This is a genomic window from Massilia eurypsychrophila, assembly GCF_002760655.1.
GTDB lineage: Bacteria > Pseudomonadota > Gammaproteobacteria > Burkholderiales > Burkholderiaceae_D > JAFCUW01.
Window position 1 is genome coordinate 54252 of the sequence record NZ_PDOC01000017.1, and the last position, 26318, is coordinate 80569.

Below are 26318 nucleotides of genomic sequence, written 5' to 3' on the forward strand. Positions count from 1 at the left end.
TTGACCGCGCGATAGCGACCACCGGGGAGGCTACATCGGCACACGCACGGCAAAGTAGCCGTTCAGGCTTTCGATGTGGCCGTCGAACGGTACCATCCAGGGGAACCACTGCGCCGGATACGCCAGGTAGCGGCCCGGATACCAGCCGACATGCGAATAGATCAGGCTGCTGCTTGCCGAAGCGAGATCGACCTTCTGGATCGCCGTGCCGCCGTAGAAGGGCTCGGACATCACGCGCAAAACGTAGACGGTCTGGTCTTGCAAGATCACATCCATGACGGTTTCAAATCCTTTTACCGGCGGCAGGATCGTCTTGGCGCCGCTGACGTAGCGGCCCGTGTTGTCGGCCGCGATCAGCACGGTCGGCGTGCCGCCGCCGGCCGTGCCCGCCGGGGTGATATACGGCTCGGTGCCGCCGGCGAACAGCTTGAACTGTTTGCCGATTGCATCTGGAATAAGTTCAACTGTCCAAAACGCCGTCTTGTACTGGAATTCCGGCCGGTCGACGCGGTCGTAGTCGACGGCGAAGCCGCCCTTGCCGTCGCCCATCAGGAAGTACAGCGGTGTCTTGCCGCCCTGGGCGCCCATCGCAGCGACGACGACGTCGGCATTGCCGTCGCCATCGACGTCGGCCGCGGAGGCGCCGTGTGCATAGCCGCTGAAGGGCAGCAACACGTTCTTGTAGCCCTTGCCCGGCTCACTGAGCAGAACGCGGTAGTTTTCGCCGGGGTAGGGCGCGACGTCGAGCCCGCTGCACGATGCAAACACATCGGGGATGCCATCGTTGTTGAAGTCGGAAATGACGAGCTTGCGCGGCAGAATGCAGCCGGTGGTGTCGCGCAGCAGCCTGGCGGTGTCATCGACCCACGCGCCGGCGCTGTCTTTCCGGTAGAAGTGCACGGTGCCGACGTCCTTCGGCGGCCACGAGCCATCGGCCGGCGGCAGCTCGGTGAAGGCCACCATCGACAAGGCGCCGTCCTGGAAAAAATCGGCCAGCGCGTAGCCGGCCTGAATCGTTTGGACAAACGCGGGATCGACGACCGGCATGGTCAGCGCGGGTATGCCCATCGTCTTCGCGTTCAGGTACGACGATTTTTGAACGGGAAGCACGCGGCGATCGGCTTGAAGCGGAATATAGCGGATGCCGTTTTGCGTCGCCGCGGCGGCGTTGCCGACGTTTTCCGGGCTTTCGCTGAACGTCATCAGCAGGTCGTCGCGGCGCATGCCGTTTTTTAGATGCGGCAGCCAATAAGCGAGGCCGCCCGCATCGGGTGCCCGATGCAAGACATTGTTGTAGATAAGCGTGATGAACTGCAAGTCGTTGACTGCGCCGTATGTGGCCTGGAACTCGGGGGACGAATAGAAAGACGTGGCCAGCGACTGTAACGACATGCCGGCGCGCATCTGATGGAGCCAGTAACCCTGGCCGCCGAGGTCGGGGCGCCGGTTGAACGCCGCCTGGTATAGCCGGTACACCTGGCCGGGAAGGCCGGCGCCGTCGAACGATACGAATTCGTCGGCAAACTGAAGGGTCTGGACGGACGGCCCGATCGACTCGCTGCTGCGGTCAATATTGTTCAGCAGCGTGACCACGCCGGCCGCGCTTCTTGTCAGCGTGTAGTTGCCGATGTAGCCGTGCACGACCGCGGTGTCGGCAGGGCTGACCTGGGTCGCCTGCGCGAGCAGCCGGGTTGGCGCGGCGGCAGGTATCGCGGCCTGGTCGCCGCCACAACCGGCGGCGGACAGCAACAAGGCCATGACGGTGACCCATTTCTTGTGCATCGAATACTCCCGTGATTTATCTGTCAGTCGAATAGTTTCCGGGTAGCAATGTATAGAATAGTTGGCTGACCGTCAACCGGCCGGCAAGTCACGGCAGGATTCAAGAGTGCATCGCGACGCGGCAGTTGCGCGTAGAGTCGGCGTGATGCAAGCCATTTCGCAGGAGAAGACGATGATCGGCACGGCGGATGACGATGTAAAGAAGCCCAACAGCGGCGGGCAAAAGGGTGTTCCGGACGAGCGATCGCGGCTCATTGAGGAGTCAGTCGACGACAAGGGCGGCGGCCAGAAGAGTGACGGCGGCGCATCGCAGGTGTCGGTGCCGGCGGACATGCCGAAAGAATAGCTACAGCAGGGCGCCGTTGACGCCCGGCTTGACCTGCGACAGCGCCTTCAGGAACAAGTCGCGCTCGTCGTCGATGATGCCGTCCACTTCAAGCTCCTCGAGTCCCATCGATTCGAGCACGAAGGCCGACAGCTGCAGGCTCGCCTCCAGCGTTTCAGGCACGACCACGGTGGCGCCGGCCAGCTTCAGCAGGCGCGCCTGCTGCTCGTCGCGGGCGCGGGCGAACAGCGGCACGTCGGGAAACTCGCGCCGGATGCCGCGCACCGCCTGCAGCGCCGATTGCGGATGGTCCATCGTCAGCACGATGGCCGGCGCCTCTTGCGCATGCACGCGGCGCAGCAGCTCGGCGCGCGAGGCGTTGCCGAAGAACACGGGTAGCCCTTGCCGGTGCAGCTCGGAGGCGATGCGCGCGTCGTTTTCGAAGGCGACAAACGGGATCTTCTGCTCGGTCAGCAGCTTGCCCAGCATCTGCCCGACGCGGCCGTAACCGGCGATGATGATGTGCCCGCGCGCCGATGCCAGCTCGCTGCTGTCGTGGTCGGCTGCCAGCGCATGCTGGCGCAGCTCCCAGTGGTCGCCAATGGCGCGGCCTAGCTTGGCGAGCATCGGCGTGACGAACAGCGACAGGCCGACGGCGAGCATGACGCGCTGGCCGAGCGCGGCGTCGACCAGGCCGCCGGCCATGGCGTAGCCGATGACGATGAAGGCGAACTCGCCGCCCTGGCCGAGCAGCAGGCCGCCTTCGATCGATCGCCCCCAGTTCAGGCCGCCGGTACGAAACAGCACCGCCACCACCGATGCCTTGATGGCGACCAGGCCGAGCACGGCGCCGGCCAGCCACAGCGGCGCATCGATCACCTGGCGCGCGTCCATGCCCATGCCGACCGTCATGAAGAACAGGCCCATCAGCAGGCCGCGGAACGGCTCGATCATCAGCTCGACTTCGTGCTTGAATTCGGTTTCGGCCAGCAGCAGGCCGGCGATCAGCGCGCCGAGCGCCATCGACAGCCCGGCGGCGGCGGACAGGCCGGCGATGCCAAGCGTCGACAGCAGGATCAGCGCCATGAACACGTCCGGCTGGTGGCGCCGCGCGAAGGTGCGAAACAGCGGGCGGATCACGCGCCCGCCGACCAGGTAGATCAGCGCGATGGCGCCGCTGGCCTTGGCCAGCGTGATCAGCACCAGCGAGGCGACGCCGCCGCTGGTGCCTTTGGTCATCACGCCGATCAGGATCAGCAGCGGCACCACGGCGAGGTCTTGCAGCATCAGGATCGAGAAGGTGGCCTGGCCGAGGCGGGTGGTGGTAGTGTGCTGCTCGGTCATCAGCTGCATCACCACCGCGGTGGACGACAGCGACAGCACCAGGCCGAGGATGATGGCCGTTTCGGTGCGCTGGCCGAGCAGCAGCAGGGCGCCGGCGATCAGCGCCGCGCACAGGCACACCTGCGCGGTGCCGGCGCCGAACACCCAGCGCCGCAGCGACCACAGGCGCGCCGCCGACAGTTCCAGGCCGATCATGAACATCAGGAACAGCACGCCCAGCTCGGCGAGCACGTTGACCCCTTCCGCGCGCGGAAAGGTCAGGTAGCCCAGCCATGGCGAGCGCTCGGCCAGCAGGCCCAGTCCGAACGGACCGAGCAGGGCGCCGACCGCCAGGAAGCCGAGCACCTGGTTGATGCGCAGGCGCTGCAGCAGGGGGATCATGATGCCGGCAAGGGTGAGAAACAAGAGGATTTCCCGAAGAAAGGGGAAGGAGTGATCTTCTTGCACGGGCGGCCTGTCGGTGGGTTACGGTGCTTGCATTTTATAACGCGGCCGTGGTGGTGGACATGGTGGGGTGGAAGCGGCGCGATTGCGCTGGCAGAAATTGACGGCCGCGCCGCCGTTGGCGAAGCCGATTGGCGTCGTCCTCACGCAGCCGGGGACGCCATCTGCGCGAGCTGTGCATGCGCAGAACCTGGACGCGGGCCGTGCATGCACAGGGGTCTCCGCGTCCTGTCCGCGAGGACGACGTGCTGGCGCGCTGCCGGTTGCAGATGCGGCGCGGGCGCTCCACTGTCTAGCTCGTCAGGGCAAGCTTGATCGTGTGTTCCTCACGTGTTTGCAGATACCGGGCCAGCGCGTTGTCCAGCGTCGGCAGCAGCACCGCACGATTGGTGTGCAAGGCGGTGTACGGCGGCCGCGCTGCAACGTAATTGCATGCGGCGGCCGGCTGCGCACCGAGCAAACTGCAATCGACCCCGGCGTGCTGCGCCGCCTTGCCTGCCAGCTCGGCCCAGGTCAGGGCATGCCCGTTGGTCAGGTGCCACACGCCGCGTTCGCGGTCGATCATCAGGTCCAGGCAGACATTCACCAGGTCGGGCACATATGTCGGCGACACGGTGATGTCGCTGGCTGCCGCGAACGGCGCGCCGCTTTCGAGCGCGCTCAGCGCCTGTGCGACGAAATTGAATTCATCCCACGGGCCGAAGAAGGAACTGGTGCGCACCACCAGTGCATCCGGATTGCAGTCGAGCACGGCGCGTTCGCCCTCGGCCTTGCTGCGGCCGTAGGTGTTGATCGGCGCCACCGGATCGGTCTCGACATACGGGTTGGCCTGGCGGCCATCGAACACCAGGTCGCTCGAAAATGTGGTCAGGTGCACGCCGTGGCGCGCGCACGCGGCCGCCAGCACCGCCGGCCCGGTCGCGTTTTCGCGGAAGCAGCGCTCGACGTCGTGCTCGGCGTCGTCGACCCGCACATAGCCGCTGGCGTTGACCACCGCCCAGGGACGCAGCTCGGTGATCGCCTGCTCGACGCTGGCCGGATCTGCGATGTCCATCTCGCTGCGGCTGAGTAGGCGATACGCCAGGTTGCGCTGCTGGCAGATGCGCGCGAAGGCGCGGCCGAGCGTGCCGGTGGCGCCGGCGATCAGGATCGGCGCCGCGTTGGCGATCACCACCCGATGCAGGCTGGCGGGAATCGACGTCGGCGCGTCCGGCGTGGCGACCGGCGGGCACAGGAAGCGGCCGGCGCGGCGCCACCAGCCGGGACCGTTAAGCACCGGATGGGACGGCGCCTGGCCGGCCGACAGTTCCTGCATCATGCCCGCCAGCGCGGTCGGGCGCGGCTCGGCAAAGCGCACATCGAGCGGACCGGCCTCGTAGTAATCGTTCGGCTGGGTTACCAGGCTGTTCCAGTCGAACGAGCCGAGCAAGGCCCAGACCGTGACGGCGCGCACGTCGGCGCCATTTTGCCGCGCCTGCAGCGCGCCCTGCCAGATTTCGAGCAGCCAGCGCAGCTGGTCTTCGCGGGCGGCGTCGATGTGGGCTTCGGTGATCGCCATCGGCAAGTGATAGCGGTCCCAGATTTCGTCGAGCAGCGGCGCGATGCCTGGTGTCGGGGCCGCCAGAGCGCGCGATGTCTCGATATCGGCGAAGCGGGTGAAGTCCGAGACGCCGGCGAAGTGGGGCGGATAGCGGTCGTGGCGGTGATCGAGCCAGCGCTCGCTGGTGACGTAATAGTTGACGCCGATAATGTCGGGCGGGCACGGGTTGTCGCGAAACCAGAGCAGCTCGGCCTGGTCGATGCCGGTCGCGATCAGGTAGGACCACAGTGCATGCTCGGGTCCGACCATGCCGCACAGCAGATCCCATCCCAGCCATCGTCGCTCGTTGTAGAAGGTGGCGAACAGGGCCATCTCCGGCGTGCTGTAGGTCTTGCCGAAGTCATCGGTTTGCACCAGCCTGGCCTCGGGATTGATGGCGCGGATTGCCTGCATCGACAACACGACCGCGCGGCACTGGATCAGCAGCGCCTGGATGAAGGTCTTGTCGTCGCTGCCGTGCGGATACCACAGTCCGTACAGGCCGCTGAAGCGCGCGGTCGTTAGCGGCTCGTTGACCGGCGTGTAGTAGCTCAGCCACGGATAGCGGGCCGCGACCGCGCCGGCAAACTCGGCCAGGCCGGTGGCGAATGCCGGATCGGTCAGGCTGGTGTGTGGCGGGCCGCTGCCGTGATGCACCAGTCCGGCGATCGGTGTGATGCCGGCCTGCTGCAGCGCTACCAGGCGGCGGTCGGTCCACTTCCAGTCGGCATTGGCGATGCCGTCGGGAGCGGTGGTTTCCCACAGAATGGGATAGCGGATGGCGCGGATGCCAAGTGAGGCGAAGCGGTCGATGTCGTCATCGCGGTAGCGGTGGCCGTTGCGGTCGAGTTGGTTGAAATACTGATCGCGCACCCTGTTGACGGTGCACTCGAGGCCGCCCCATAACTGCAGCGGCGGGACCGATGTGGAAGCAGTTTTCGGATGCATACATTTCACCTGATGCTTGCTCGAAACAAATTAGATACCTGCCAAATCCGTAAAGTTCGAATTTCTTATCGCCACCTCCCCTGCGACCGGGTCCAAAGTGTTTCCCCAAAACGGGGTCAGACCCGTTTTTTATTCGGCTGGCCCTGGCGTCTTCCGAACCGGGCTCAGACCGATTTTTTAGAACTCACCCTCACGCAGCGCCACTTGTTTGCCCAGAAACCAGGGTCAGACCCCATTTTTATTTGGTCAAACGGGCGATATCCCAGCAAAAGCGCAAAACCAGGCCTGACCCCGGTTTTGGAACTCACCCTCACGCAGCGCGACTTCGTTGCCCAGAAACCAGGGTCAGACCCCATTTTTATTTGGTTAAACGGGCGATATCCCAGCAACAGCGCAAAACCGGGCCCGACCCCGGTTTTGGAACCGATTGTGGAATGAAAATCGGAGTCAGACTTAGGTCTGACCCCGACGTTTTTCGACGTTTTTCCGCGTCCAACAACAACCGGGGTCAGACCAGTTTGTCTGAACCCCGGTGCTGGTTACGCGCTCAGTCCTTCAGGTCGGCCGGCACCTTGCCGCCATTGGCAGCCAGCTTGTTCATCACCTGGCGATGCAGCCAAACGTTCATCGACGCCGAGTCGTTGGTGTCGCCGGTGTAATGCAGTTCCGCGGCAAGTTCTTTGCGCGACTGCAGGCTGCTGTCAAGACTCAACAACTTGAGCAAATCGACGATCGACGTGCGCCAGTTCAGCGCTTGTCCGGCGGAGCCCGCCATTCCGTTGAGGATCGCTTCGACATCAACCTCAGCCATCGGCGCCGCTGAAGGCGCAGGCGCAGGCGCAGCTGTCGTGGTCGGTTGTGCAGGCGCGGCGGCAGTGCCGGCTGCCGGCGTGGTCGCCTGGGTCGCGGCTGGATGCGACGACGGGAAGATCTTGCGGAAGATATTGCTCAGAATGCCCATGATGTTTCCTTTAGTGTTGTTGTGGTTGTGATCAATTAGCGGCGCTGGATGCCCTGGGCCATGCGGCCGAGCACAAGCGCCAGCGCGGCGCCGCCCAGACCCTTGACCAGCTGCGGATGCTCCGCATAAAACTCGCCCATGCGGTCCATGATGCCGGGATTGTCCTGTTCGGCTTTCTCTGCAATCTGCTGCACTTGTTCCGGCGTCATGCGTGCAGCCTGTTCCGGCGAGACCTGAGGTGCCTGGGCATTGTTATTGCCGCCACCGAACAGATTGCCCAGGTTGCCAAGCGCGCCACCGGCGAGCGATGCCAGCACGCCAGGGCCAAGGCCGCCAAGCAGCTGGTTCAACATGCCGGCTTGTTGGCCCGAATTGCTCTGGCCGAACATCTGGCCCAGCATCTGCGGAAACGGCGGCGTCTGGTCCGAGCGGAAGGCTTCGGAAACGCCTTGCGCCAAGTCGCCGCGCGGTGCGGCTTGCGCTACCTGGTCGAAGTCAGTCTCGGCTTGCTGCGGATTGGCCGGGTTCTGGCTGGCGTATTGCTGTAACAGGTTACCTAAATCGAAACTCATATCGACCTCCATGTAATGTAGAACCGGAGCACCTGCCTGCGATGCAGGCATGATGCCGATCCAGCAATATTAGCGGGGATGCCAGCGATGATCTGTTCGCCACTACACGCAGCGAACAAGCAAGCCGGTGGACAGCGGCGATGCCAGCAAGTAAGCTGTTTTTCCGCTCGTCATTTATTCGCCGATATGAACTACGCTCCGATCCTCCTGTTCGCCGCCATGTATGCGTACGCCACGCTCGCATGGAGCATGCCGTTGTGGGTCGGCGCGGTGTACCTGGTCGCCAGCGCGGCCTGCTTTTGCGCCTACGCGCTCGATAAGTCGGCCGCCCGCGCCGGCCGCCGCCGCTCGCCGGAGAGCACGCTGCTGATGCTGGGCCTGGCATGCGGCTGGCCCGGCGCCGTGCTGGCCCAGCAATGGCTGCGCCACAAGTCGGCCAAGCAGTCGTTCCGCCTGCCATTCCACGTCACCGTGGCGGTCAATCTGCTGGCGTTTGGCTGGCTGGCGTCGCCGCCGTCGGTTCTCCGGTAACAACATGCATATACTTTAATCGTAGACATAATGCACTGCGGCATGATTGAATCTGGCCGCCTGTAGCGCGATCCGCTGCCGGCAACTCGACAACAATACGAAGACCGGAGAACCCATGAACCTGAAGCCAATCGCGCTAGCTGTTGCACTGTCCCTCATCGCCGTCGCGCCTGCAATGGCCGCCGACGCGGCGCCCGCCAAGGCGCCGGCCGCCGCGGCGCCGGCCGTCAAGGCCACCAGGCTCGCCACCGTCGAAGGCATCACCGAGTACACGCTGCCGAACGGCATGCGCGTGCTGCTGGCGCCGGACATGTCGAAGCCGACCACCACCGTCAACGTCACCTACCTGGTCGGCAGCCGCCACGAAAGCTACGGCGAGACCGGCATGGCGCACTTGCTCGAGCACATGGTGTTCAAGGGCACGCCAACCCAGGGCAATATCATGAATGAACTGGGCCGGCGCGGCATGCGCTTTAACGGCACCACCTTCATGGACCGCACCAATTACTACGAGACCTTCCCGGCGTCCGACGACAGCCTGGACTGGGTGCTGGCGATGGAAGCGGACCGGATGGTCAACAGCAGCATCGCCAAGAGCGAGCTGGACAAGGAGTTCTCGGTCGTGCGCAACGAGATGGAAATCGGCGAAAACAATCCGAACCGCGTGCTGTGGAAGCAGCTGACGGCGGTGACGTACGACTGGCACAACTACAGCCACAACACCATCGGCGCGCGCAGCGACGTCGAAAACGTCAAGATCGAGAACCTGCAGGCGTTCTACCGCAAGTACTACCAGCCCGATAACGCGGTGCTGGTCGTCACCGGCAAATTCGATCCGGCCAGGACGCTGGCGATGGTCGAGCGTCATTTCGGCGCGATCGCCAAACCGAGCCGCGTGATCGATCCGACCTACACGATGGACGAACCGCGCGACGGCGCCCGCGAGATCACCGTCAACCGCGTCGCCGACACCCATTTGATCGCCGCGCTGTATCCGACGGCACCTGGCGCCAGCGCCGATTCGGCCGCCATCGCCGCGCTCGGCGAGATCCTCGGCAGCACGCCGAACGGCCGCCTGCACAAGTCGATGGTCGAGACCAAGCAGGCAGTCGGCACCGAGGCGTGGGCGCTGGACCTGGCCGAACCTGGCTACATCATCTTCTGGGCCAACCTGTCGAAGACCCAGTCGATGGACGGCGCGCGCAAGCTGCTGCTCGACCAGGTCGAAGGGCTGAAGGCCAGGCCGATCACGCAAGCCGAACTGGCGCGCGCCAAATCGAGCCTGCTCAATGACATCGACAAGACCATCAACGACTCGCAAAGCCTCGGCGTGCAGCTGTCGGAAGCGATTTCGAAAGGCGACTGGCGCCTGTTCTTCATCACCCGCGACCGCATCGAGGCATTGAGCCTGGCCGACGTCCAGCGCGTGGCGGAAAACTACTTCAAGCCGACCAACCGCACCTTCGGCCAGTTCGTGCCGACCAAGGCGATCGACCGCACGGCGATGCCGGCCAAGGTCGACGTGGCAAAGCTGGTGGCGGGCTACGCTGGCAAGGCGGCGGTGGCCGAAGGCGAAGAGTTCGACGTCACGCCGGCCAACATCGAAAAGCGCACGCAGCGCGTCACGCTGGCCAACGGCATGAAGCTGGCGATGACGCCGAAGAAGACCCGCGCCAACGCCGTGTCCGGCCAGATCGTCCTCGAGTTCGGCGACGAGAAAAGCCTGTTCGGCCACAAGGCCGATGCCGACCTGGCGGCCGACATGCTGATGCGCGGCGCCGGCAAATTGAGCCGCGCCGACATCACCACCAGGCTCGATACGCTCAAGACCAAGCTGTCGATCAGCGGCAGCGGCCAGGCGGTGTACGTCCGCTTCGATACGCTGCGCAAGAACCTGCCCGACGTGCTGGCGCTGGTGCGCGACATCCTGCGCGCGCCGACCTTCCCGGTGGCCGAATTCGAACAGCTGCGCAGCGAGAACCTGACCCAGATCGAAGCGCGCCGCAACGAGCCGAACGCGGTCGCGCCGACCGAACTGGCGCGCGCGATGAACCGCTATCCGAAGGGCGACGTGCGCTACGCGAGCAGCATCGACGAATCGATCGCAGCCTACAAGGGCGCCAAGCTGGCCGACGTCAAGCGCTTCTACGAGACGATGTACGGCGCCGGCAACGCCAACATGGCGCTGGTCGGCGACTTCGACGCGGCCGAGATGCAGGCCCAGGTCAAGGCCGCCTTCGGCGACTGGACCAGCAAGGCCAAATACGCGCGTCTGGCCAATCCGGCGGTCGAGCCGAAGCCGGACGCGCGCCAGCTCGAAACGGTCGACAAGGCCAACGCCTTCTACCTGGCGCAGCTGCCGATCAAGCTGCAGGACACGTCGCCGGACTTCGTCGCCCTGGGCGTCATGAACCACGTGTTGGGAGGGAACGTGCAATCGCGCCTGATCGCGCGCTTGCGCCAGAAGGACGGCATGAGCTACGGCGCGGGCAGCCAGATGAGCGCATCGAGCTTTGAACCGAGTGGCGCGGTGATGGTGTACGCGATGTACGCGCCACAGAACCTGGAGCGCGTCAAGCTGGGCGTCAAGGAGGAGCTCGAGCGCTTTGTCCGCGACGGCATCACCGAGCAGGAACTGGTCGACGCGAAGAAGGGCATCATGCAGCAGCGCCAGACCACCCGGTCGCAGGATGCCAACCTGGCCGCCGCGCACGTCGTCCATCTCAATACCGGCCGAACGATGGCCTTCAGCGCCGACTCCGACGCGCAGCTGCAGGCCCTGACGCTGGCGCAGGTGAACAGCGCGATCAAGAAGCATGTCGATCCGTCGAAGTTCCTGCACGTGTATGCGGGCGACTTCGCCGGCGCCGCCAAGAAGGCCGCGGCAGGTGGCGCGTTTCAGCCGCCGGCAGCCGCCGCGAAATAGCGTCCGGGGTCTGACCCTGCAGGGTCAGACCCTTTCACGTTGCGCCAGCTCACGCCAAACTTCATCACTTCCCCATCGGCGGGAATCAGCACGCGCTCTTTCAGACCGGCCCGGAACGCCGCATCGCGCAGCTCGTCGCGCCGCACAGGGCAGTGGCTCACCGCCTCCAGGTGGTTGGCCACCACGGTGCCTTGTGCGAGCCGCGCGAACTCGATCACTTCGTCAATCCCCATGATGATCTCGCCGCCGAGATCGAACCGCGCGCCGCCCGCCGGTACCACGCACACCTGCGGCTGATGCTGCCGCACGAACTCGCGTACGTCATCGGTGAGCACGGTATCGCCTGACAAATAGACACTCGGTTCGCCCGGCATCTCGATGAGGTAGCCGACACCATGCTCCATCAACGCTCCGACCAGGCCGCGGCCGTGGGTGCAGCGCACGGTACGGATGGTGCCGCCCAAAAAAGGCTGCGGCGAATGGCCAGGCGCCAGCGGCTGTGCATTCAGGCCGCGCTGGCGCAGGTGCGCGCTGTCGTGCGCTGTGCAGATTACCGGGACCTGGCGCTCGCGCAGCCAGTGCGTGCCGGCGCGGTCGAGGTGGTCGAAATGCCCTTTTTGGCAGTGCGTGATCAGGCAGTGCGTCACATTCTCCAGCGCCGCCGCCGCGGACGATGGCAGGTCGACGGTCGGGTTGCGAAGGCGCAGGCCGTCGAGCAGGCGCAGCGCCGGCAACGCGTCCTTGCGAGCGAACATCGGGTCGACCAGGATGTTGCAGGCGCCGATGTGGACGATGATGGTGGCGTTTCTCAGTTGGGTGATGTGCATGGATGAGCCTTTTGTCAGAACGGGATGTCGCGCGCTGCGAGGCGCTCGAGCGCCGCTTGTTCGATTCGCCGCAGGACGGACTTCGCCGCCTCCGGCTCGGTGTCCGGGCTGCCGTTGCCAAACGGTGGATCGGGGTAGTATTCGATGCCGAACTGGATCAGCCGGGCAGTCGCTTCGCCAGCCAGCAGGCCCGCCAGGAACAGCGCCGCGTCGATGCTGGCCGATACGCCGGCGGCGGTCACGAGCTTGCCGTCGCGGTGACAGCGCGCCGGCTCGATCAGCGCGCCATACGCTGCCACCTTGTCGCGCGCGAACCAGTTGGTAGTGACGCGTTTTCCCTCGAGCAGGCCGGCGGCGCCCAGCAACTCGGCGCCATTGCAGATGCTTACCGTCCACTGGCTGGCCGCGTCCAGGCGCCGGATGCAGTCGAGCAGCGCCCGGTGGTCGAGCGCCGCGCTCACGCCAGGGCCGCCTGGCACATACAGCATGTCGGTCGTTTCAAGCTGGTCGAAGCTGCGGTAGGCCAGCATGCCGAGCCGTCCGGTATCGGCGGTCACCACGCCAGGCACCGCCGCCGCGAACTCCACCTCCATACCCGGCACGTTGGCCAGTACCTCGTAGCCGCCGACGACATCGAGGGCGGTAAATCCGTCAAACAGCAAAATGGTCAGTCGCATGGCGCGCTCCCTTGAGAAAGTGAACCCAGTATCGGTCATTGGCGAACGCGAATATATTGGCGATATGGCACAAAACCATGGCAATATCGCCAGAACGACAAATCGCGGAGCAACCATGGCAACCAGGAAGATCAACGTGCTCGCTTACGACGGCTGCATGGGCATGGAGATCTTCGGCCTGTGCGACACGCTGCTGCTGGCCAACCGGGTCGCGCGCGCCATGCGCGGACCGGCTGCCGAGCCGTTGTTCGACGTGCGCGTTTCCAGTCTGGCCGGAGGCAACGTCGTGGCGGCGGGCGGCCTGACGATTGGCACGCGCAAGTTTCGCCCATCATCCGACCTGCTGGTGGTGCCGGGGCGCGACATCGGCGACCGTGATGGCTGCACCGCGCCGCAGCAGCAGCTGGCGCGCGAAGTCGCTGCCATCGGCCGTGCCTTTGCCCGCGGCGCGCCGGTGGCGTCGATGTGCGTCGGCGCGTTCCTGCTGGCCGAAGCGGGCCTGCTGGACGGACGCCGCGCGACCACGTCGTGGATGTTCGCCGGCGACCTGGCGCGCCGCTTTCCGCTCGTCCGCGTCGACCCGTCGGCCATGCTCATCGACGATGGCGGCGTCACCACCACCGGCTCGTTTACCGCGACGTTCGACCTGGCGATGCACCTGGTTCGCCACGCCGCGACGCCGAAGGAAGCGCGGGCGGTGGCGCGCATGGCGCTGCTGGACCGGCGCCCCAGCCAGGCCGCCTATGCCGACAGCGACATGCTGGCCAAGCCGAGCGGGCGCTTTGCGGACCAGGTGCACAGCTGGCTCGACGCGCGCCTGGCCGCGCCGTTCGACCTGGCGGCGCTGGCCGCCGCCTTCCACGTCAGCGGCAGGACGATGCTGCGGCGCCTGCAGGCGCAAACCGGCCAGACGCCGCTCGGCTACCTGCAGGCCGAGCGCGTCAACCTGGCCAAACGCCTGCTCGAAACCGGACAGCGCAGCGTGGCGCAGGTGACCGAGCAGGTGGGCTACCTCGACGTCGCCACTTTCAGCAGGCTGTTCAAGCGGCTGGCCGGGCAGTCGCCGGCGCAGTACCGCCGCAGCTTCCATACCCGCGGGCCTGAAGCAGTGGTATCTTCCTGATTATGTGGACATATAAAAAAGTGCTCGCGCACCGCGGCGGCGGCAAGCTCGCTCCTGAAAACACGATTGCTGGGCTCAGGTGCGCCCTGGCGCACGGGTTTCATGCCGTCGAATTCGATGTCATGCTGGCGCGCGACGGCGTACCGATGGTGCTGCACGACCCTTATCTCGGCCGTACGGTGGCCGGTTCCGGCAACGTGTTCGATTACGACGCGGCGGAACTGGCGGCGATGGACGCCGGCAGATGGTTCGGCAAGCAGTTCGCCGGCGAGCCGGTGCCGCTGTTTGCCGATTTTGTGGCATTCTGCAAAGCCAACGGCATCTGGATGAATATCGAGATCAAGCCGGCACCTGGATTCGAGGCCGAAACCGGCAAAGTGGTGGCGACGGCCGCGCGCGTCATGTTTGCCGCCGAAATCGCCGCCGGCGACGTCGCCGCCGCGCCGCTGCTGTCGTCGTTCAGCGAGACGGCGCTGGCCGCCGCCCAGGCCGCTGCGCCGGACCTGGCGCGCGCGGTACTGTTCGACGCGGTGCCGCGCTACTGGGAGCCGCGAGCGCGGGCGTTGGGCGCCGTGGCGGTCCACACCAACCACAAGCACCTGACCGAAGGCATGGCGCGCGAAATCAGGCTGGCCGGCTTCGGCCTGTTCTGCTACACCGTCAACAACCGAATCCGCGCCCGCCAGCTGCTGCGCTGGGGCGTGGACGGCTTCTGCACCGACCGCATCGACATGATCGGCCCCGATTTCGCGCTCGGCACCTGACCGCATCGCGTCTGGGGTCTGACGGGGACGCCGAGTCCCCGGTTTGGTCTCATTACCTACGCTATAATCAATTTTTTAAAGCATGCTGCTTTCCTACGCCCATACAATCCATGAACTCATCTGAAATTCGCGACAAATTCCTCAAATTCTTCGAATCGAAGGGACACACGATTGTCCGGTCTAGCCCGCTGGTGCCGGGCAACGATCCGACCATGTTGCTGACCAATAGCGGCATGGTGCAATTCAAGGACGTCTTCATCGGCACCGACAGCCGGCCATATTCGCGCGCCACGTCGGTGCAGCGCTGCGTGCGCGCCGGCGGCAAGCACAACGACCTGGAAAACGTCGGCTATACCGCGCGCCACCATACCTTCTTCGAAATGCTGGGCAATTTCAGCTTCGGCGACTACTTCAAGCGCGACGCCATCAACTACGCGTGGGAGCTGCTGACCCGTGTGTACGGCCTGCCGGCCGACAAACTGACCGTCACCGTCTACATCGAGGACGACGAGGCGTACGACATCTGGGCCAATGAAATCGGCGTGCCGAAAGAGCGCATCATCCGCATTGGCGACAACAAGGGTTCGCGCTACGCGTCCGATAACTTCTGGCAGATGGCCGACACCGGCCCGTGCGGCCCGTGCACCGAGATCTTCTACGACCATGGCGCCGACATCCCGGGCGGTCCGCCAGGCTCGCCCGACGAAGACGGCGACCGCTTCATCGAAATCTGGAACCTGGTGTTCATGCAGTTCAACCGCGACGAAGCGGGCAACATGAACAAGCTGCCAAAGCCGTGCGTCGACACCGGCATGGGCATGGAGCGCCTGGCCGCGGTGCTGCAGCACGTGCACAGCAACTACGAGATCGACCTGTTCCAGAATCTGATCAAGGCGGCCGCGCGCGAAACCGGCGCCACTGACCTCGAGAGCAAATCGCTGCGCGTGATCGCCGACCATATCCGCGCCGCCTCGTTCCTGATCGTCGACGGCATCATCCCCGGCCCGGAAGGCCACGGCTACGTCCTGCGCCGCATCATCCGCCGCGCGCTGCGCCACGGCCACAAGCTCGGTCAGAGCAAGCCGTTCTTCTACAAGCTGGTGGCCGACCTGAACGCCGAGATGGGCGTCGCCTATCCGGAACTGGCCGACGCCAAAGACCGTGTCGCCCAGGTCCTCAAGCAGGAAGAAGAGCGCTTCGGCGAGACGCTGGAAAACGGCATGAAGATCCTCGAGGCGCAGCTGGCCAAGGACAGCAACAACCTCGACGGCGCCACCGCCTTCACGCTGTACGACACCTATGGCTTCCCGCTCGACCTGACCGCCGACATCTGCCGCGAACGTGGCATCACGCTCGACGAAGCAGGCTTCACCGCGGCGATGGAGCAGCAGAAGAAAACGGCGCGCGCGGCCGGTAAATTCAAGATGGCCGCCGGCGTCGAGTACTCCGGCGCCAAGACCCAGTTCGTCGGCTACGAGAACCTGGTGCACAACGCCACCGTCATCGCGCTGTACGCCGAAGGCGCACAGGTACAGGAGCTGAAGGCCGGCCAGTCCGGCATCGTGGTGCTCGACACCACGCCGTTCTACGCCGAATCGGGCGGCCAGGTCGGCGACCAGGGCGTGCTCAAGGGCGCCGCCGGCGCCTTCGAAGTGGAAGACACGCTGAAGGTGCAGGCTGACGTGTTCGGCCACCACGGCGAGCTGGTGGCGGGCGTACTGAAAGTGGGCGACAAGGTCGACGCCATCGTCGACGAGGACAAGCGCGGCCGCACCATCCGCAATCACTCGGCGACCCACCTGATGCACAAGGCGCTGCGCGAAGTACTGGGCGGCCATGTGGCGCAAAAAGGCTCGCTGGTCGATCCGGACAAGACCCGTTTTGACTTCAGCCACAATGCGCCGCTGACGGCCGAGCAGATCGCCAGGGTCGAGACCATCGTCAACCGCGAGATCCTGCAGAATCACGCCACCAAGGCGCAGCACATGTCGTTCGACGACGCCGTCAAGCACGGCGCGATGGCGCTGTTCGGTGAAAAATACGGCGACGAAGTGCGGGTGCTCGACATCGGTTCGTCGAAAGAGCTGTGCGGCGGCGTGCACGTCGAGCGCACCGGCGACATCGGCTTCTTCAAGATCATCAACGAAGGCGGCGTCGCCGCCGGCATCCGCCGCCTCGAAGCGGTCACCGGCGAAGGCGCGCTGACCTTGGTGCAGATGCTCAATCGCCGCCTGCAGGAAGCGGCCGGCGCTCTGAAGACCAATCCGGACGAACTGACCACCCGCATCGCGCAGGTGCAGGACCAGGTCAAGTCGCTCGAGAAGGAACTGGCGCAGCTGAAGTCGAAGATGGCGTCGGGGCAGGGCGATGAACTGGCCACCCAAGCGGTCGACGTCAACGGCATCAAGGTGCTGGCGGCAACGCTGGAAGGCGCCGACGTCGCCACCTTGCGCGAAACGATGGACAAGCTCAAGGACAAGCTGAAGACGGCCGCCATCGTGCTGGCGGCGGTTGCCGATGGCAAGGTCACCTTGATCGCCGGCGTGACTGCCGATGCGACCTCGAAGGTCAAGGCGGGCGAGCTGGTCAACTTTGTCGCGCAGCAGGTCGGCGGCAAGGGCGGCGGGCGTCCCGACATGGCGCAAGCCGGTGGCACCGATCCTGCCGGCTTGCCGGCGGCACTGGCAGGCGTGGCGGCATGGGTTAGCCAGCGTCTATCGTAAATTTTGCTGATTAGATATGCTCGTTGTTCTTTTGCAACGAGTATTATTTATTTTGGTGCGGTGCGTCATAATCCTCCAATTGGAGTATATTGAGTTCCATGAACACCGTAACCAACCCAGTGAACCATTCGATGAGCGACCTCTCCATTGTTAGCGACATCATGGAATACCAGAAAGAACTCGATGCGCGCGGGCTGAACTGTCCGTTGCCGATTCTGAAGGCCAAGAAAGCGCTTGCAGAGATGGAAACCGGACAGGTCCTGCGCATCGTCGCAACCGACTCCGGCTCCGTCCGCGACTTCCAGGCCTTTGCCAAGCAGACAGGCAACGCCCTGTTGTCGCACACGCAAAACGGCCTCGAGTTCACGTTTTTGATGCGCCGCAAGTAAGTAAATTCCTACCAATCTTTGCCGCAGCCGCGTCTGGGGTCTGCCCCCGGGGGGGGGGCAGGCCCGATTTATTTGCATGCCGATTTAATTAAAAATGGCACGATCGTGCTTTATTTTCGCCATCATGCTGTTTTTCTCATATAATCTAGGCCACTAGTCAGTGACCAATTTCAATTCTTTGCAAAGGCACCCCATGAAAGTTCTGGTTCCCGTCAAACGTGTGGTCGACTACAACGTCAAGGTCCGCGTCAAGTCCGACGGCAGCGGCGTCGATATCGCCAATGTCAAAATGTCGATGAATCCGTTCGACGAGATCGCGCTCGAAGAAGCGATGCGCCTGAAGGAGGCCGGCAAGGTCACCGAAGTGATCGCGGTGTCGTGCGGCGTCACCCAGGCGCAGGAAACGCTGCGCACCGGTATGGCCATCGGCGCCGACCGCGCGATCCTGGTCGAAACGACCGCCGACCTCGAGCCGCTGGCCGTGGCCAAGCTGCTCAAGGCGGTCGCCGACAAGGAACAGCCGCAGCTGATCATCCTCGGCAAGCAGGCGATCGACGACGACTCGAACCAGACCGGCCAGATGCTGGCAGCGTTGCTGGGCTGGCCACAGGCGACGTTCGCCTCGAAGGTGGTGCTCGACGGCGACAAGGTCACGGTCACGCGCGAAGTCGACGGCGGCCTCGAGACGCTGGCTTTGAGCCTGCCGGCGATCATCACCACCGACCTGCGCCTGAACGAGCCGCGCTACGTGACGCTGCCGAACATCATGAAGGCGAAGAAGAAGCCGCTCGAAGTGATCAAGCCGGAAGACCTCGGCGTCGACGTGGCGCCGCGCCTGAAGACGCTGAAGGTGGTGGAGCCGGCCAGGCGCTCGGCCGGCATCAAGGTGCCTGACGCGGCGACCCTGGTGGCCAAGCTGCGCACCGAAGCCAAAGTAATCTGAGCCGGTCCGCCCCTTTTAAAAGAATAGGAATCATCATGGTCGCATTAGTCATCGCCGAACACGACAACGCATCCCTGAAGGGAAGCACCCACCACACCATCACCGCGGCCGCCCAATGCGGCGGCGAAGTACACCTGCTGGTAGCTGGCAGTAACTGCGGCGCCGCCGCCGCGCAGGGCGCCGCCATTGCCGGCGTCACCAAAGTGCTGGTCGCCGACGCGCCGCATTTCGCCGACGGCCTGGCCGAAAACGTCGCCGAGCAGGTGCTCGCCATAGCTAGCTCCTACTCGCACATCCTGGCGCCGGCTACCGCCTACGGCAAGAACATCCTGCCGCGCGTGGCCGCCAAGTTGGACGTCGCGCAGATCTCCGAAATCACCAAGGTCGATTCGCCCGATACCTTCGAGCGTCCGATCTATGCCGGCAACGCGATCGCCACCGTGCAGTCGGGCGACAAGGTCAAGGTCATCACCGTGCGCGGCACCGGCTTCGATTCGGCGCCGGCCACCGGCGGCACGGCCGCGATCGAAAACGTCGCCGCTGTCGGCGATTCCGGCAAGTCGAGCTTTGTCGGCCGCGAACTGGCGAAGTCGGATCGTCCGGAACTGACGGCCGCCAAGGTCATCGTTTCGGGCGGGCGCGGCATGGGCTCGGGCGACAACTTCAAGATCCTCGAGCCGCTGGCCGACAAGCTGGGCGCGGCAATGGGCGCCTCGCGCGCCGCCGTCGATGCCGGCTTCGTGCCGAACGACTGGCAGGTTGGCCAGACCGGCAAGATCGTCGCGCCGGCGCTGTACATCGCCGTCGGCATCTCCGGCGCGATCCAGCACCTGGCCGGCATGAAGGACTCGAAGACCATCGTCGCCATCAACAAGGATCCGGAAGCGCCGATCTTCTCGGTGGCCGATTACGGCATCGTCGGCGACCTGTTCGAAGTGGTGCCTGACCTGGTCAAGCAGCTGGGCTGATCGAAGTTCGTCGCAAGACCGCAAACGCATCGCGTCTGGGGTCTGACCCCCAGGGGTCAGACCCCAGTTTGGTTAACGCTACGCGAAATACAAATACTAGGAGATTGACGTGAGCTACAAAGCACCGCTGAAAGACATGCTGTTCGTGATGAACGAACTGGCCGGACTGTCCGCCATCAACCAGTTGCCCGGTTGCGAAGACGCCACCGCCGACACGATCGAAGCGGTGCTCGAAGAGAACGCCAAATTCTGCGGCAACGTGGTCGCGCCGCTGAACCACTCCAGCGACAAGGAGCCGAGCTTCTGGCACGACGGCGAGGTCACCACCGCCAACGGCTTCAAGGAAGCCTTCAAGGGCTTCGCCGAAGCCGGCTGGCAGGGCGTGCAGCATCCGGCCGAATTCGGCGGGCAGGGCCTGCCCAAGCTGGTCGCCACGCCGTGCATCGAAATGCTCAACGCGTCGTCGATCTCGTTCGCGCTGGTGGCGCTGCTGACCGACGGCGCCATCGAGGCGCTGCTCACCGCCGGCACCGACGAACAGAAGTCGACGTACCTCGAGCCGCTCATCTCCGGCAAGTGGACCGGCACCATGAACCTCACCGAGCCGCAGGCCGGCTCCGACCTGGCCGCCGTGCGCACCCGCGCGGTGCCGCAGGGCGACGGCACCTACAAGGTGTTCGGCACCAAGATCTTCATCACCTACGGCGAGCATGACATGGCCGAGAACATCATCCACCTGGTGCTGGCGCGTACGCCCGATGCGCCAGCGGGGGTGAAGGGGATCTCGCTGTTCATCGTGCCGAAATTCCTGGTCAAATCCGACGGCTCGCTGGGCGAACGCAACGACGCGCACTGCGTCTCGATCGAGCACAAGCTGGGCATCAAGGCCAGCCCGACCGCGGTGCTTCAGTTCGGCGACCACGGCGGCGCGATCGGCACGCTGGTGGGCGAAGAGAACCGCGGCCTCGAATACATGTTCATCATGATGAACGCGGCCCGCTTCGGCGTCGGCATGCAGGGCATCGGCCTGGCCGACCGCTCGTACCAGCAGGCGGTCGCCTTCGCCAAGGACCGCGTGCAGTCGCGCGACCTGGCCGGCTCGCCCGGCCCGGTGGCTATCATCCACCACCCGGACGTGCGCCGCATGCTGATGTCGATGCGCTCGCACGTGGAGGCGGCGCGCGCGCTGGCCTATGTCGGCGCCGGCATCAGCGACCTGGCGCATCACCACCCGAACGCCGACACGCGCGCGGCCAACCAGGCGGTGTACGAATACCTGGTGCCGATCATCAAAGGCTGGTCGACCGAGATGTCGCAGGACGTCACGCGCGACGGCGTGCAGGTCCATGGCGGCATGGGCTTCATCGAGGAAACCGGCGCCGCCCAGCACTACCGCGATGCGAAGATCCTCACCATCTACGAAGGCACGACCGCGATCCAGGCCAATGACCTGGTCGGACGCAAGACGGTGCGCGACGGCGGCGCCGTCGCCAAGGGCATCATCGCCCAGGTGCGCGCCACCGAGGCGCAGCTGGGCGCGGCCGGCGGCGCCGACTTCGGCGCCATCGCCTGCCACCTGGCCGGCGGCAGCGCGGCGCTCGAAGCGGTGGTCGAGTACATGGTGGCGAACATGAAGTCCGACATCAAGGGCGTGTTCGCCGGCAGCGTGCCGTACCTGCGGCTGGCCGGCATCGTGCTGGGCGGCTGGCAGATGGCGCGCGCGGCGCTGGTGGCGCAGCAGAGGCTCGATGCGGGCGAGGGCGACGCGTCGTTTTACAAGGCCAAGATCGCCACCGCGCGGTTCTTCGCCGACCACATCCTGTCGCAGGCGCCAGGCCTGCGCGCGTCGATCGTCGACGGCAGCGCCGGCGTGCTGGCGCTGGCCGAAGACCAGTTCTGATCGCGCCCACGGTTCGATGAAAGCGCCGTCCCTCGCGCAATGCGGGGTGGCGGCGTTTTTTTGTGGTGCCTGTTTTCGACGCGCGAACGCCTGACTGTTTGCTGCGCAGCAAAGTGTTGTCAAATTTTTTTTGTTTCAAATTCTTTGCGGTTAATCCAGCCGCCAGATTTCCTGTATCTTTCCTGTCTTACGAGCATTGGTGCCACGGCAATTGCCTGCTGGCCCACTTTTTCAAAATCAGGACAGGGATCCATCTTGAAATTTACCGCATTGTCGTGCCGGGTTTCCGGGGTCGTACTGTTGGGTGCGTTGCTGGCGTCGTGTGGCGGCGGTGGCGGCGGTGGCGGCGGCGCGTCGACGGCGCCTGCGCCGGTGCCGGCGCCGGCGCCCACGCCCACGCCGAACCCGCTGCCTGAGGTGCCGCCGGTGCGGCCGGCGCCGGCCGGCTGCGTGGTGCATATCGTTGCCGACACTGCCGTGCAGCTTGGCAAGACTGCGGGAGCGAGCGTGCTGGCGTGCACCGGCATGCTGTCCGAAGTTACCTGGACCAGTGTCGGCGGCGTCGCCGTCAACCTGCTGGCCGCGCGCAGCACCACCGTCGCCTTCGAGGCGCCCACGGTGGGCACCGTGGAGTTGCGTGCCGACGTGCGCTTCGTCGACGGTCGCACCGCCAGCGCCACTACCGGCATTCAGATGACCGATGCGACGGCCGGCAGTTCCCTGACCTTGCGCGCCGACCATTCGGTACGGCCCGACTTCAATACATCGGTACGTGCCTGGCCCACGCTGGCCGCGGGCGAAACGGTCGCCAGCATCGTCTGGACCCAGGTGGCCGGCCCGACCGTGACGATGGATACGACCAACAACCGGCTGCTGACGTTCAAGTCGCCCAAGGTGGCCGTCGATACGGTGCTCAAGTTCCGCGCGGTGATGACCACCAGCAGCGGGCGCCAGGACTTCGACGACGTGCTAATCGGCGTCGAACCCGAGCCGGCGTTACCGGACGGCTACCTGTTCGACGAAACGGCACGCGTGCATCCTTACCGCCCGGTCGGCGTGTACGCGGCCGCGCTGACCCGCTGCGCCTACAACAACGGCCTGTACTTCCAGGACTCGGGACGCAACAACCTGTGCAGCAGCGCCACCTTGCCGCTGCTGCAGACCGAGGCCGGTTTCGGCGCGGTGCCGAGCGTGGCGCAGATCATGGGGCGCGTGCTGACGTCGCACGACTTCCTCGGCGCCAATTTCGAGCAGTTCCTGCTGACCCAGGACCCGCACGGCGACTTCCGCCGGCTGCTCGGCGGCGTCACCGCCATCGTGCTCGGCTCGCACGTGCGGCCGAGTTTTTACTGGTCCGTCAGCGGCGCCATCTACCTCGACGCCAACAACCTGTGGCTCACTCCGGAGCAGCGCGACGTCGTCACCGAGGTGCCGGACTACCGCAGCACCTTCGACGATGAGCTCAACTTCACCAGCTTTGGCCGCCAGGTGCGCAACAATGCCTACGCCCGCCGCAGCTTCCCGGCGAGCTCGCGCATCACCCGTACCAACGAGGAGCTGGTGCTCGAAATCGGGCGCCTGCTGTATCACGAGCTGGGCCACGCGAGCGACTTCTTCTCGCCGAGCGATCGCAATCTCGATCCGGCGCAGTCGATCTGGGCCAACGTGTCGGGCAGGGTAGGGGCGCGTACGCTGGTGTCGGACATGCTGGCGGCGCAATTTCCGCTGGCGTCGGCGGAAATGAAGGGGCTTGGGCAGGTCATGTACCAGGGCGCCACCGCAACGGCGGAGCAGAAAGCGTATGGTCCGGCCGACGTCGGCCGCTTCTTCGGCGCCGACCGCGCCTCGGACGACTACGCCTACTCGATTTTCGAGGACAGCAATTCGCGCGAGGACCTGTCGATGCTGTTCGAGGAATTCATGATGAGCTACCGGCACGGCGTGCGCTACGACGTCGCCTATACCAACGCGGTGAAAGATGGCATGTCGCCTGGACAAGTGTTGGTCGGATGGGGGCAGCGCGGCAGGATCGGCGAGGCCGCCATCAAGCCTCGCATCAAGCTGGTACTGCAGCGCATCGCGCCGTGGATCGACCTGGCCGCAGTGGACGCCTTGCCGGCGCCGATCTTGATGCGCACCGGGGTCAGCTGGGACGACAACCTGATGCTGACGTCGGGCGCGACAGCGGCGCAGCCGTCAGGCCTGCGGGCGGGCTCGGCGGCGGCATCGCCACGCGACCTGCGCGAAGACATGAAGGTAATGCGCGCGGCCCACTAGGTTGCCGGCGCGACGCTGTGATCGGCCGGCGCCGCCGCCAAGGCTGTCAGCCGTAGGCGCCGCCGGTGTAGATCAGGTCGAACAGGCGCGAGATCGTGGCAATCAGCGTGGTGGTGCCGACAAACATCGTCACGACCAGGATGATCGCCAGCGGCCAGCGCGAATTGGTGCGGCCGCCCGAGCCGGCGTTGAACCTGGCGTCGAACTTTTCATCCGCCATCAGCCCGACGACCAGCGTTTCGAGGAAAGCGGCCAGGTATGACAGCGTCAGCGGCAGCACCCGAAAAAAGATATCCGCCTGCGGCGCCAGCGCCATCACCAGCGCGGTGGCCGGCACGCTTGCCAGGTGCAGCAGGCCCCACTTGTCGCCCATGCCGCGCAGGAAAAAACGATGGGCGCCGGTACCGCCGAGCAGCAGCGCGAGCAGGGTGGCGAGGGTCTTGTTCTTGTGGCGGGGGCGGGCGGATGACATGAAAGCGAGCAACCTTTAAGCGGGAAAGCACGCAGTATCGGTCAAAATCGTCCGGCTCACAGCAGTTTTCCCTCAAATTCGCTTTGCCGCCGGGAGCCGAAATCGGCGATAATGCTCGACTTCGGCCCGAATTGCGCGCCCTGTTATCATTACTGCTTGCTGCTGCGCGGCATTGCGCGCTATAATTGTCGGCTTTTTCCGCCCAGCATAACTTTTTGGATTTAATTATGGTCGTTATTCGTTTAGCTCGTGGAGGCGCCAAGAAGCGCCCGTTCTTCAACATCGTTGCAACGGACTCGCGCAATCGCCGCGACGGCCGCTTCATCGAGCGCATCGGTTTTTACAACCCGATGGCAGCTGGTGGCGAAGTCGGCCTGCGCATTACCGCAGATCGTCTGGCTTACTGGCAAGGCGTTGGCGCACAACTGTCGCCAACCGTTGCACGCCTGGTCGCTTCGCAGCCAGCAGTAGCAGCGTAATTTCGCTGGACCAGGTTTGATCGATCTTGCGGCAACTCCCCCGGCCGACCTGACGCAAGTCGGGTATGTGTCCGGTGCCTTCGGTGTCACCGGTTCGATACGGGTCACCCCGTTTTCAGCCGACGCCGATGCGCTGCAAAGCGCGAAGACCTGGTGGCTGGACAAGCCGGTGCTGCATGCAGTCACAGTGCGCACGGCAAAATTACACGGCGGCGACGTCGTGGTCCAGCTGGTTGGTGTAGTGGGGCGGGACGCCGCCGAGGCGCTGAAAGGCGCCGCAGTGACGATTCCCCGCAGCGAATTCCCATCATTGCCGGCCGACGAGTTTTACTGGTCCGACCTGATCGGACTGGATGTCGTCAATTTGCAAGGTGAAGCCCTCGGGCAAGTCACCGACATGATGGACAATGGTGTGCAGTCGATCTTCCGGATCACGCCGGTGGCGGATGCCACTACTGACGCGAAAGCGGAGGAACGGCTGATTCCCTACGTTGACCAGTACGTCAAGACGATCGACCTTGCAGCTAAAAAAATTACTGTGGACTGGGGCCTGGATTATTAAGGCGTCGTTCACGAAGCGAAAACGCGATGCAATTTGACGTCGTGAGCTTGTTTCCCGAAATGTTTGCCGCGTTGACGCAGTCTGGCGTAACCCGGCGCGCCTTCGAGCAGCAGCGTTGGGGCCTGTCGTTGTGGAATCCGCGCGATTTCACCACCGACAATCACCGCACCGTCGACGACCGCCCGTATGGCGGCGGACCCGGCATGGTGATGATGGTCAGGCCGCTCGAAGCGGCGATCGGCGCTGCCAAACAGCGCCAGGTCGAGCTCGGACTGGTGCCGCCGCGGGTGGTCTTCATGTCGCCCCAGGGGCGCGCGCTGACCCACCAGAAGGTGATGCAATTGAAGGACGAGCCGGGCCTGGTGCTGCTGTGCGGACGCTACGAAGCGGTCGACCAGCGCTTGCTGGACCGGGTAGTCGATGAAGAAATCAGCCTGGGCGACTTCGTGCTGTCAGGCGGCGAGTTGCCGGCGATGGCGCTGATGGATGCGGTGGTGCGGCAGTTGCCGGGCGTGCTGGGCGACGATGCTTCGGCGATCGAAGACAGTTTCGTCAACGGCCTGCTCGATTCGCCCCATTACACGCGGCCCGAGACGTACGAAGGCGTCAGCGTGCCGCCGGTACTCTTGAAAGGCAACCACGCTGAAATCAGCAAGTGGCGGCGCCAGCGGATGCTCGAAGCGACGGCGCGCAAGCGGCCCGACCTGTTGGTCAAGGCGCGCGAAGCCGGCGTCTTGAGCAAGCTGGACGAAAAATTTTTGGCAGGTTTATAAAAACCTGTTGTTGTACCTGGCGGGCATGT

At 64.8% G+C, this 26318-nt stretch carries 22 protein-coding genes; 14 read left to right on the plus strand and 8 right to left on the minus strand.

What is annotated here, in order from left to right:
* Positions 1-30: 30 nt before the first annotated feature.
* Positions 31-1782, minus strand: coding sequence for a DUF4214 domain-containing protein (locus tag CR105_RS21030; RefSeq protein WP_099791844.1), 1752 nt, complete (start codon positions 1780-1782; stop codon positions 31-33).
* Between the two features lie 145 nt (positions 1783-1927).
* Between CR105_RS21030 and CR105_RS21035 the strand changes: the two genes are divergently transcribed.
* Complete coding sequence (locus CR105_RS21035; protein ID WP_099791846.1) at positions 1928-2128, plus strand: hypothetical protein; 201 nt, start codon at positions 1928-1930, stop codon at positions 2126-2128.
* On the opposite strand, the gene CR105_RS21040 is transcribed toward CR105_RS21035, so the two are convergent.
* The 4 genes from CR105_RS21040 to CR105_RS21055 form a co-directional block, all read right to left on the minus strand.
* Positions 2129-3856 (minus strand): cation:proton antiporter domain-containing protein, encoded by a 1728-nt coding sequence (locus CR105_RS21040; RefSeq protein WP_229414052.1) that lies wholly within the window; start codon positions 3854-3856, stop codon positions 2129-2131.
* 331 nt (positions 3857-4187) lie between these two features.
* Complete coding sequence (locus CR105_RS21045) at positions 4188-6422, minus strand: family 1 glycosylhydrolase (protein ID WP_099791850.1); 2235 nt, start codon at positions 6420-6422, stop codon at positions 4188-4190.
* 547 nt (positions 6423-6969) lie between these two features.
* Positions 6970-7383: a DUF3597 domain-containing protein gene (locus tag CR105_RS21050; RefSeq protein ID WP_099791852.1), complete on the minus strand. Its 414-nt coding sequence runs from the start codon at positions 7381-7383 to the stop codon at positions 6970-6972.
* A 35-nt stretch (positions 7384-7418) separates the two neighbouring features.
* A complete protein-coding gene (locus CR105_RS21055; protein WP_099791854.1) occupies positions 7419-7955 on the minus strand; it encodes a hypothetical protein in 537 nt (178 codons plus the stop codon).
* Between the two features lie 186 nt (positions 7956-8141).
* On the opposite strand from CR105_RS21055, the gene CR105_RS21060 reads away from it, so the two are divergent.
* A complete protein-coding gene (locus CR105_RS21060; RefSeq protein ID WP_099791856.1) occupies positions 8142-8486 on the plus strand; it encodes a DUF1294 domain-containing protein in 345 nt (114 codons plus the stop codon).
* A gap of 115 nt (positions 8487-8601) precedes the next feature.
* Positions 8602-11412 (plus strand): M16 family metallopeptidase, encoded by a 2811-nt coding sequence (locus tag CR105_RS21065; protein WP_099791858.1) that lies wholly within the window; start codon positions 8602-8604, stop codon positions 11410-11412.
* Here CR105_RS21065 and CR105_RS21070 read toward each other — a convergent pair.
* Together CR105_RS21070 and CR105_RS21075 are read right to left on the minus strand one after the other, a co-directional pair.
* Complete coding sequence (locus CR105_RS21070; RefSeq protein WP_099791860.1) at positions 11385-12239, minus strand: MBL fold metallo-hydrolase; 855 nt, start codon at positions 12237-12239, stop codon at positions 11385-11387. The genes CR105_RS21065 and CR105_RS21070 overlap by 28 nt on opposite strands.
* A 14-nt stretch (positions 12240-12253) precedes the next feature.
* Positions 12254-12916, minus strand: coding sequence for a DJ-1/PfpI family protein (locus CR105_RS21075; RefSeq protein ID WP_099791968.1), 663 nt, complete (start codon positions 12914-12916; stop codon positions 12254-12256).
* Between the two features lie 115 nt (positions 12917-13031).
* On the opposite strand from CR105_RS21075, the gene CR105_RS21080 reads away from it, so the two are divergent.
* The 8 genes from CR105_RS21080 to CR105_RS28445 all read left to right on the plus strand — a co-directional run bounded on the left by CR105_RS21080 (position 13032) and on the right by CR105_RS28445 (position 24003).
* On the plus strand, positions 13032-14039 hold the full coding sequence (locus CR105_RS21080) for a GlxA family transcriptional regulator (RefSeq protein ID WP_180288255.1): 1008 nt from the start codon (positions 13032-13034) through the stop codon (positions 14037-14039).
* 2 nt (positions 14040-14041) lie between these two features.
* Positions 14042-14803 carry a glycerophosphodiester phosphodiesterase gene (gene ugpQ / locus CR105_RS21085; protein ID WP_099791864.1) on the plus strand — a complete coding sequence of 254 codons (762 nt, stop codon included), beginning with the start codon at positions 14042-14044 and terminating at the stop codon, positions 14801-14803.
* Positions 14804-14913: 110 nt separating this feature from the next.
* Complete coding sequence (gene alaS / locus CR105_RS21090; protein ID WP_099791866.1) at positions 14914-17526, plus strand: alanine--tRNA ligase; 2613 nt, start codon at positions 14914-14916, stop codon at positions 17524-17526.
* Positions 17527-17687: 161 nt separating this feature from the next.
* Positions 17688-17915 carry a sulfurtransferase TusA family protein gene (locus CR105_RS21095; protein ID WP_099791970.1) on the plus strand — a complete coding sequence of 76 codons (228 nt, stop codon included), beginning with the start codon at positions 17688-17690 and terminating at the stop codon, positions 17913-17915.
* A gap of 193 nt (positions 17916-18108) precedes the next feature.
* Positions 18109-18858, plus strand: coding sequence for an electron transfer flavoprotein subunit beta/FixA family protein (locus CR105_RS21100; RefSeq protein WP_099791868.1), 750 nt, complete (start codon positions 18109-18111; stop codon positions 18856-18858).
* Between the two features lie 35 nt (positions 18859-18893).
* Positions 18894-19826, plus strand: a complete 933-nt coding sequence (locus tag CR105_RS21105; RefSeq protein ID WP_099791870.1) for an electron transfer flavoprotein subunit alpha/FixB family protein — start codon at positions 18894-18896, stop codon at positions 19824-19826.
* Positions 19827-19935: 109 nt separating this feature from the next.
* On the plus strand, positions 19936-21726 hold the full coding sequence (locus CR105_RS21110) for an acyl-CoA dehydrogenase (protein ID WP_099791872.1): 1791 nt from the start codon (positions 19936-19938) through the stop codon (positions 21724-21726).
* Positions 21727-21981: 255 nt separating this feature from the next.
* Entirely contained in the window at positions 21982-24003 is a 2022-nt protein-coding gene (locus CR105_RS28445) for a hypothetical protein (protein ID WP_180288256.1), read from the plus strand.
* Between the two features lie 46 nt (positions 24004-24049).
* Here CR105_RS28445 and CR105_RS21120 read toward each other — a convergent pair whose 3' ends face one another.
* Positions 24050-24475, minus strand: a complete 426-nt coding sequence (locus tag CR105_RS21120) for an NINE protein (RefSeq protein WP_099791874.1) — start codon at positions 24473-24475, stop codon at positions 24050-24052.
* A 227-nt stretch (positions 24476-24702) separates the two neighbouring features.
* Here CR105_RS21120 and rpsP point away from each other — a divergent pair, with 227 nt between their 5' ends.
* The 3 genes from rpsP to trmD are packed head-to-tail and all read left to right on the plus strand — an operon-like array spanning position 24703 to position 26289.
* Complete coding sequence (rpsP, locus tag CR105_RS21125) at positions 24703-24954, plus strand: 30S ribosomal protein S16 (RefSeq protein ID WP_099791876.1); 252 nt, start codon at positions 24703-24705, stop codon at positions 24952-24954.
* Between the two features lie 16 nt (positions 24955-24970).
* Positions 24971-25516, plus strand: coding sequence for a ribosome maturation factor RimM (rimM, locus tag CR105_RS21130; RefSeq protein ID WP_099791878.1), 546 nt, complete (start codon positions 24971-24973; stop codon positions 25514-25516).
* 26 nt (positions 25517-25542) lie between these two features.
* Positions 25543-26289: a tRNA (guanosine(37)-N1)-methyltransferase TrmD gene (trmD, locus tag CR105_RS21135; RefSeq protein ID WP_099791880.1), complete on the plus strand. Its 747-nt coding sequence runs from the start codon at positions 25543-25545 to the stop codon at positions 26287-26289.
* The last annotated feature ends 29 nt before the right edge of the window (positions 26290-26318 follow it).

Bases quoted from the DNA above. Each gene is read 5' to 3' on its own strand.
- trmD (WP_099791880.1), top strand. From the start codon at position 25,543: ATGCAATTTGACGTCGTGAGCTTGTTTCCCGAAATGTTTGCCGCGTTG.
- CR105_RS21055 (WP_099791854.1), bottom strand. From the start codon at position 7,955: ATGAGTTTCGATTTAGGTAACCTGTTACAGCAATACGCCAGCCAGAAC.
- CR105_RS21075 (WP_099791968.1), bottom strand. From the start codon at position 12,916: ATGCGACTGACCATTTTGCTGTTTGACGGATTTACCGCCCTCGATGTC.
- CR105_RS21030 (WP_099791844.1), bottom strand. From the start codon at position 1,782: ATGCACAAGAAATGGGTCACCGTCATGGCCTTGTTGCTGTCCGCCGCC.
- CR105_RS21035 (WP_099791846.1), top strand. From the start codon at position 1,928: ATGCAAGCCATTTCGCAGGAGAAGACGATGATCGGCACGGCGGATGAC.
- CR105_RS21065 (WP_099791858.1), top strand. From the start codon at position 8,602: ATGAACCTGAAGCCAATCGCGCTAGCTGTTGCACTGTCCCTCATCGCC.
- ugpQ (WP_099791864.1), top strand. From the start codon at position 14,042: ATGTGGACATATAAAAAAGTGCTCGCGCACCGCGGCGGCGGCAAGCTC.
- CR105_RS21050 (WP_099791852.1), bottom strand. From the start codon at position 7,383: ATGGGCATTCTGAGCAATATCTTCCGCAAGATCTTCCCGTCGTCGCAT.
- CR105_RS21120 (WP_099791874.1), bottom strand. From the start codon at position 24,475: ATGTCATCCGCCCGCCCCCGCCACAAGAACAAGACCCTCGCCACCCTG.
- CR105_RS21060 (WP_099791856.1), top strand. From the start codon at position 8,142: ATGAACTACGCTCCGATCCTCCTGTTCGCCGCCATGTATGCGTACGCC.
- CR105_RS21100 (WP_099791868.1), top strand. From the start codon at position 18,109: ATGAAAGTTCTGGTTCCCGTCAAACGTGTGGTCGACTACAACGTCAAG.
- CR105_RS21080 (WP_180288255.1), top strand. From the start codon at position 13,032: ATGGCAACCAGGAAGATCAACGTGCTCGCTTACGACGGCTGCATGGGC.
- rpsP (WP_099791876.1), top strand. From the start codon at position 24,703: ATGGTCGTTATTCGTTTAGCTCGTGGAGGCGCCAAGAAGCGCCCGTTC.
- CR105_RS21095 (WP_099791970.1), top strand. From the start codon at position 17,688: ATGGAATACCAGAAAGAACTCGATGCGCGCGGGCTGAACTGTCCGTTG.
- alaS (WP_099791866.1), top strand. From the start codon at position 14,914: ATGAACTCATCTGAAATTCGCGACAAATTCCTCAAATTCTTCGAATCG.
- CR105_RS21105 (WP_099791870.1), top strand. From the start codon at position 18,894: ATGGTCGCATTAGTCATCGCCGAACACGACAACGCATCCCTGAAGGGA.
- CR105_RS21045 (WP_099791850.1), bottom strand. From the start codon at position 6,422: ATGCATCCGAAAACTGCTTCCACATCGGTCCCGCCGCTGCAGTTATGG.
- CR105_RS21070 (WP_099791860.1), bottom strand. From the start codon at position 12,239: ATGCACATCACCCAACTGAGAAACGCCACCATCATCGTCCACATCGGC.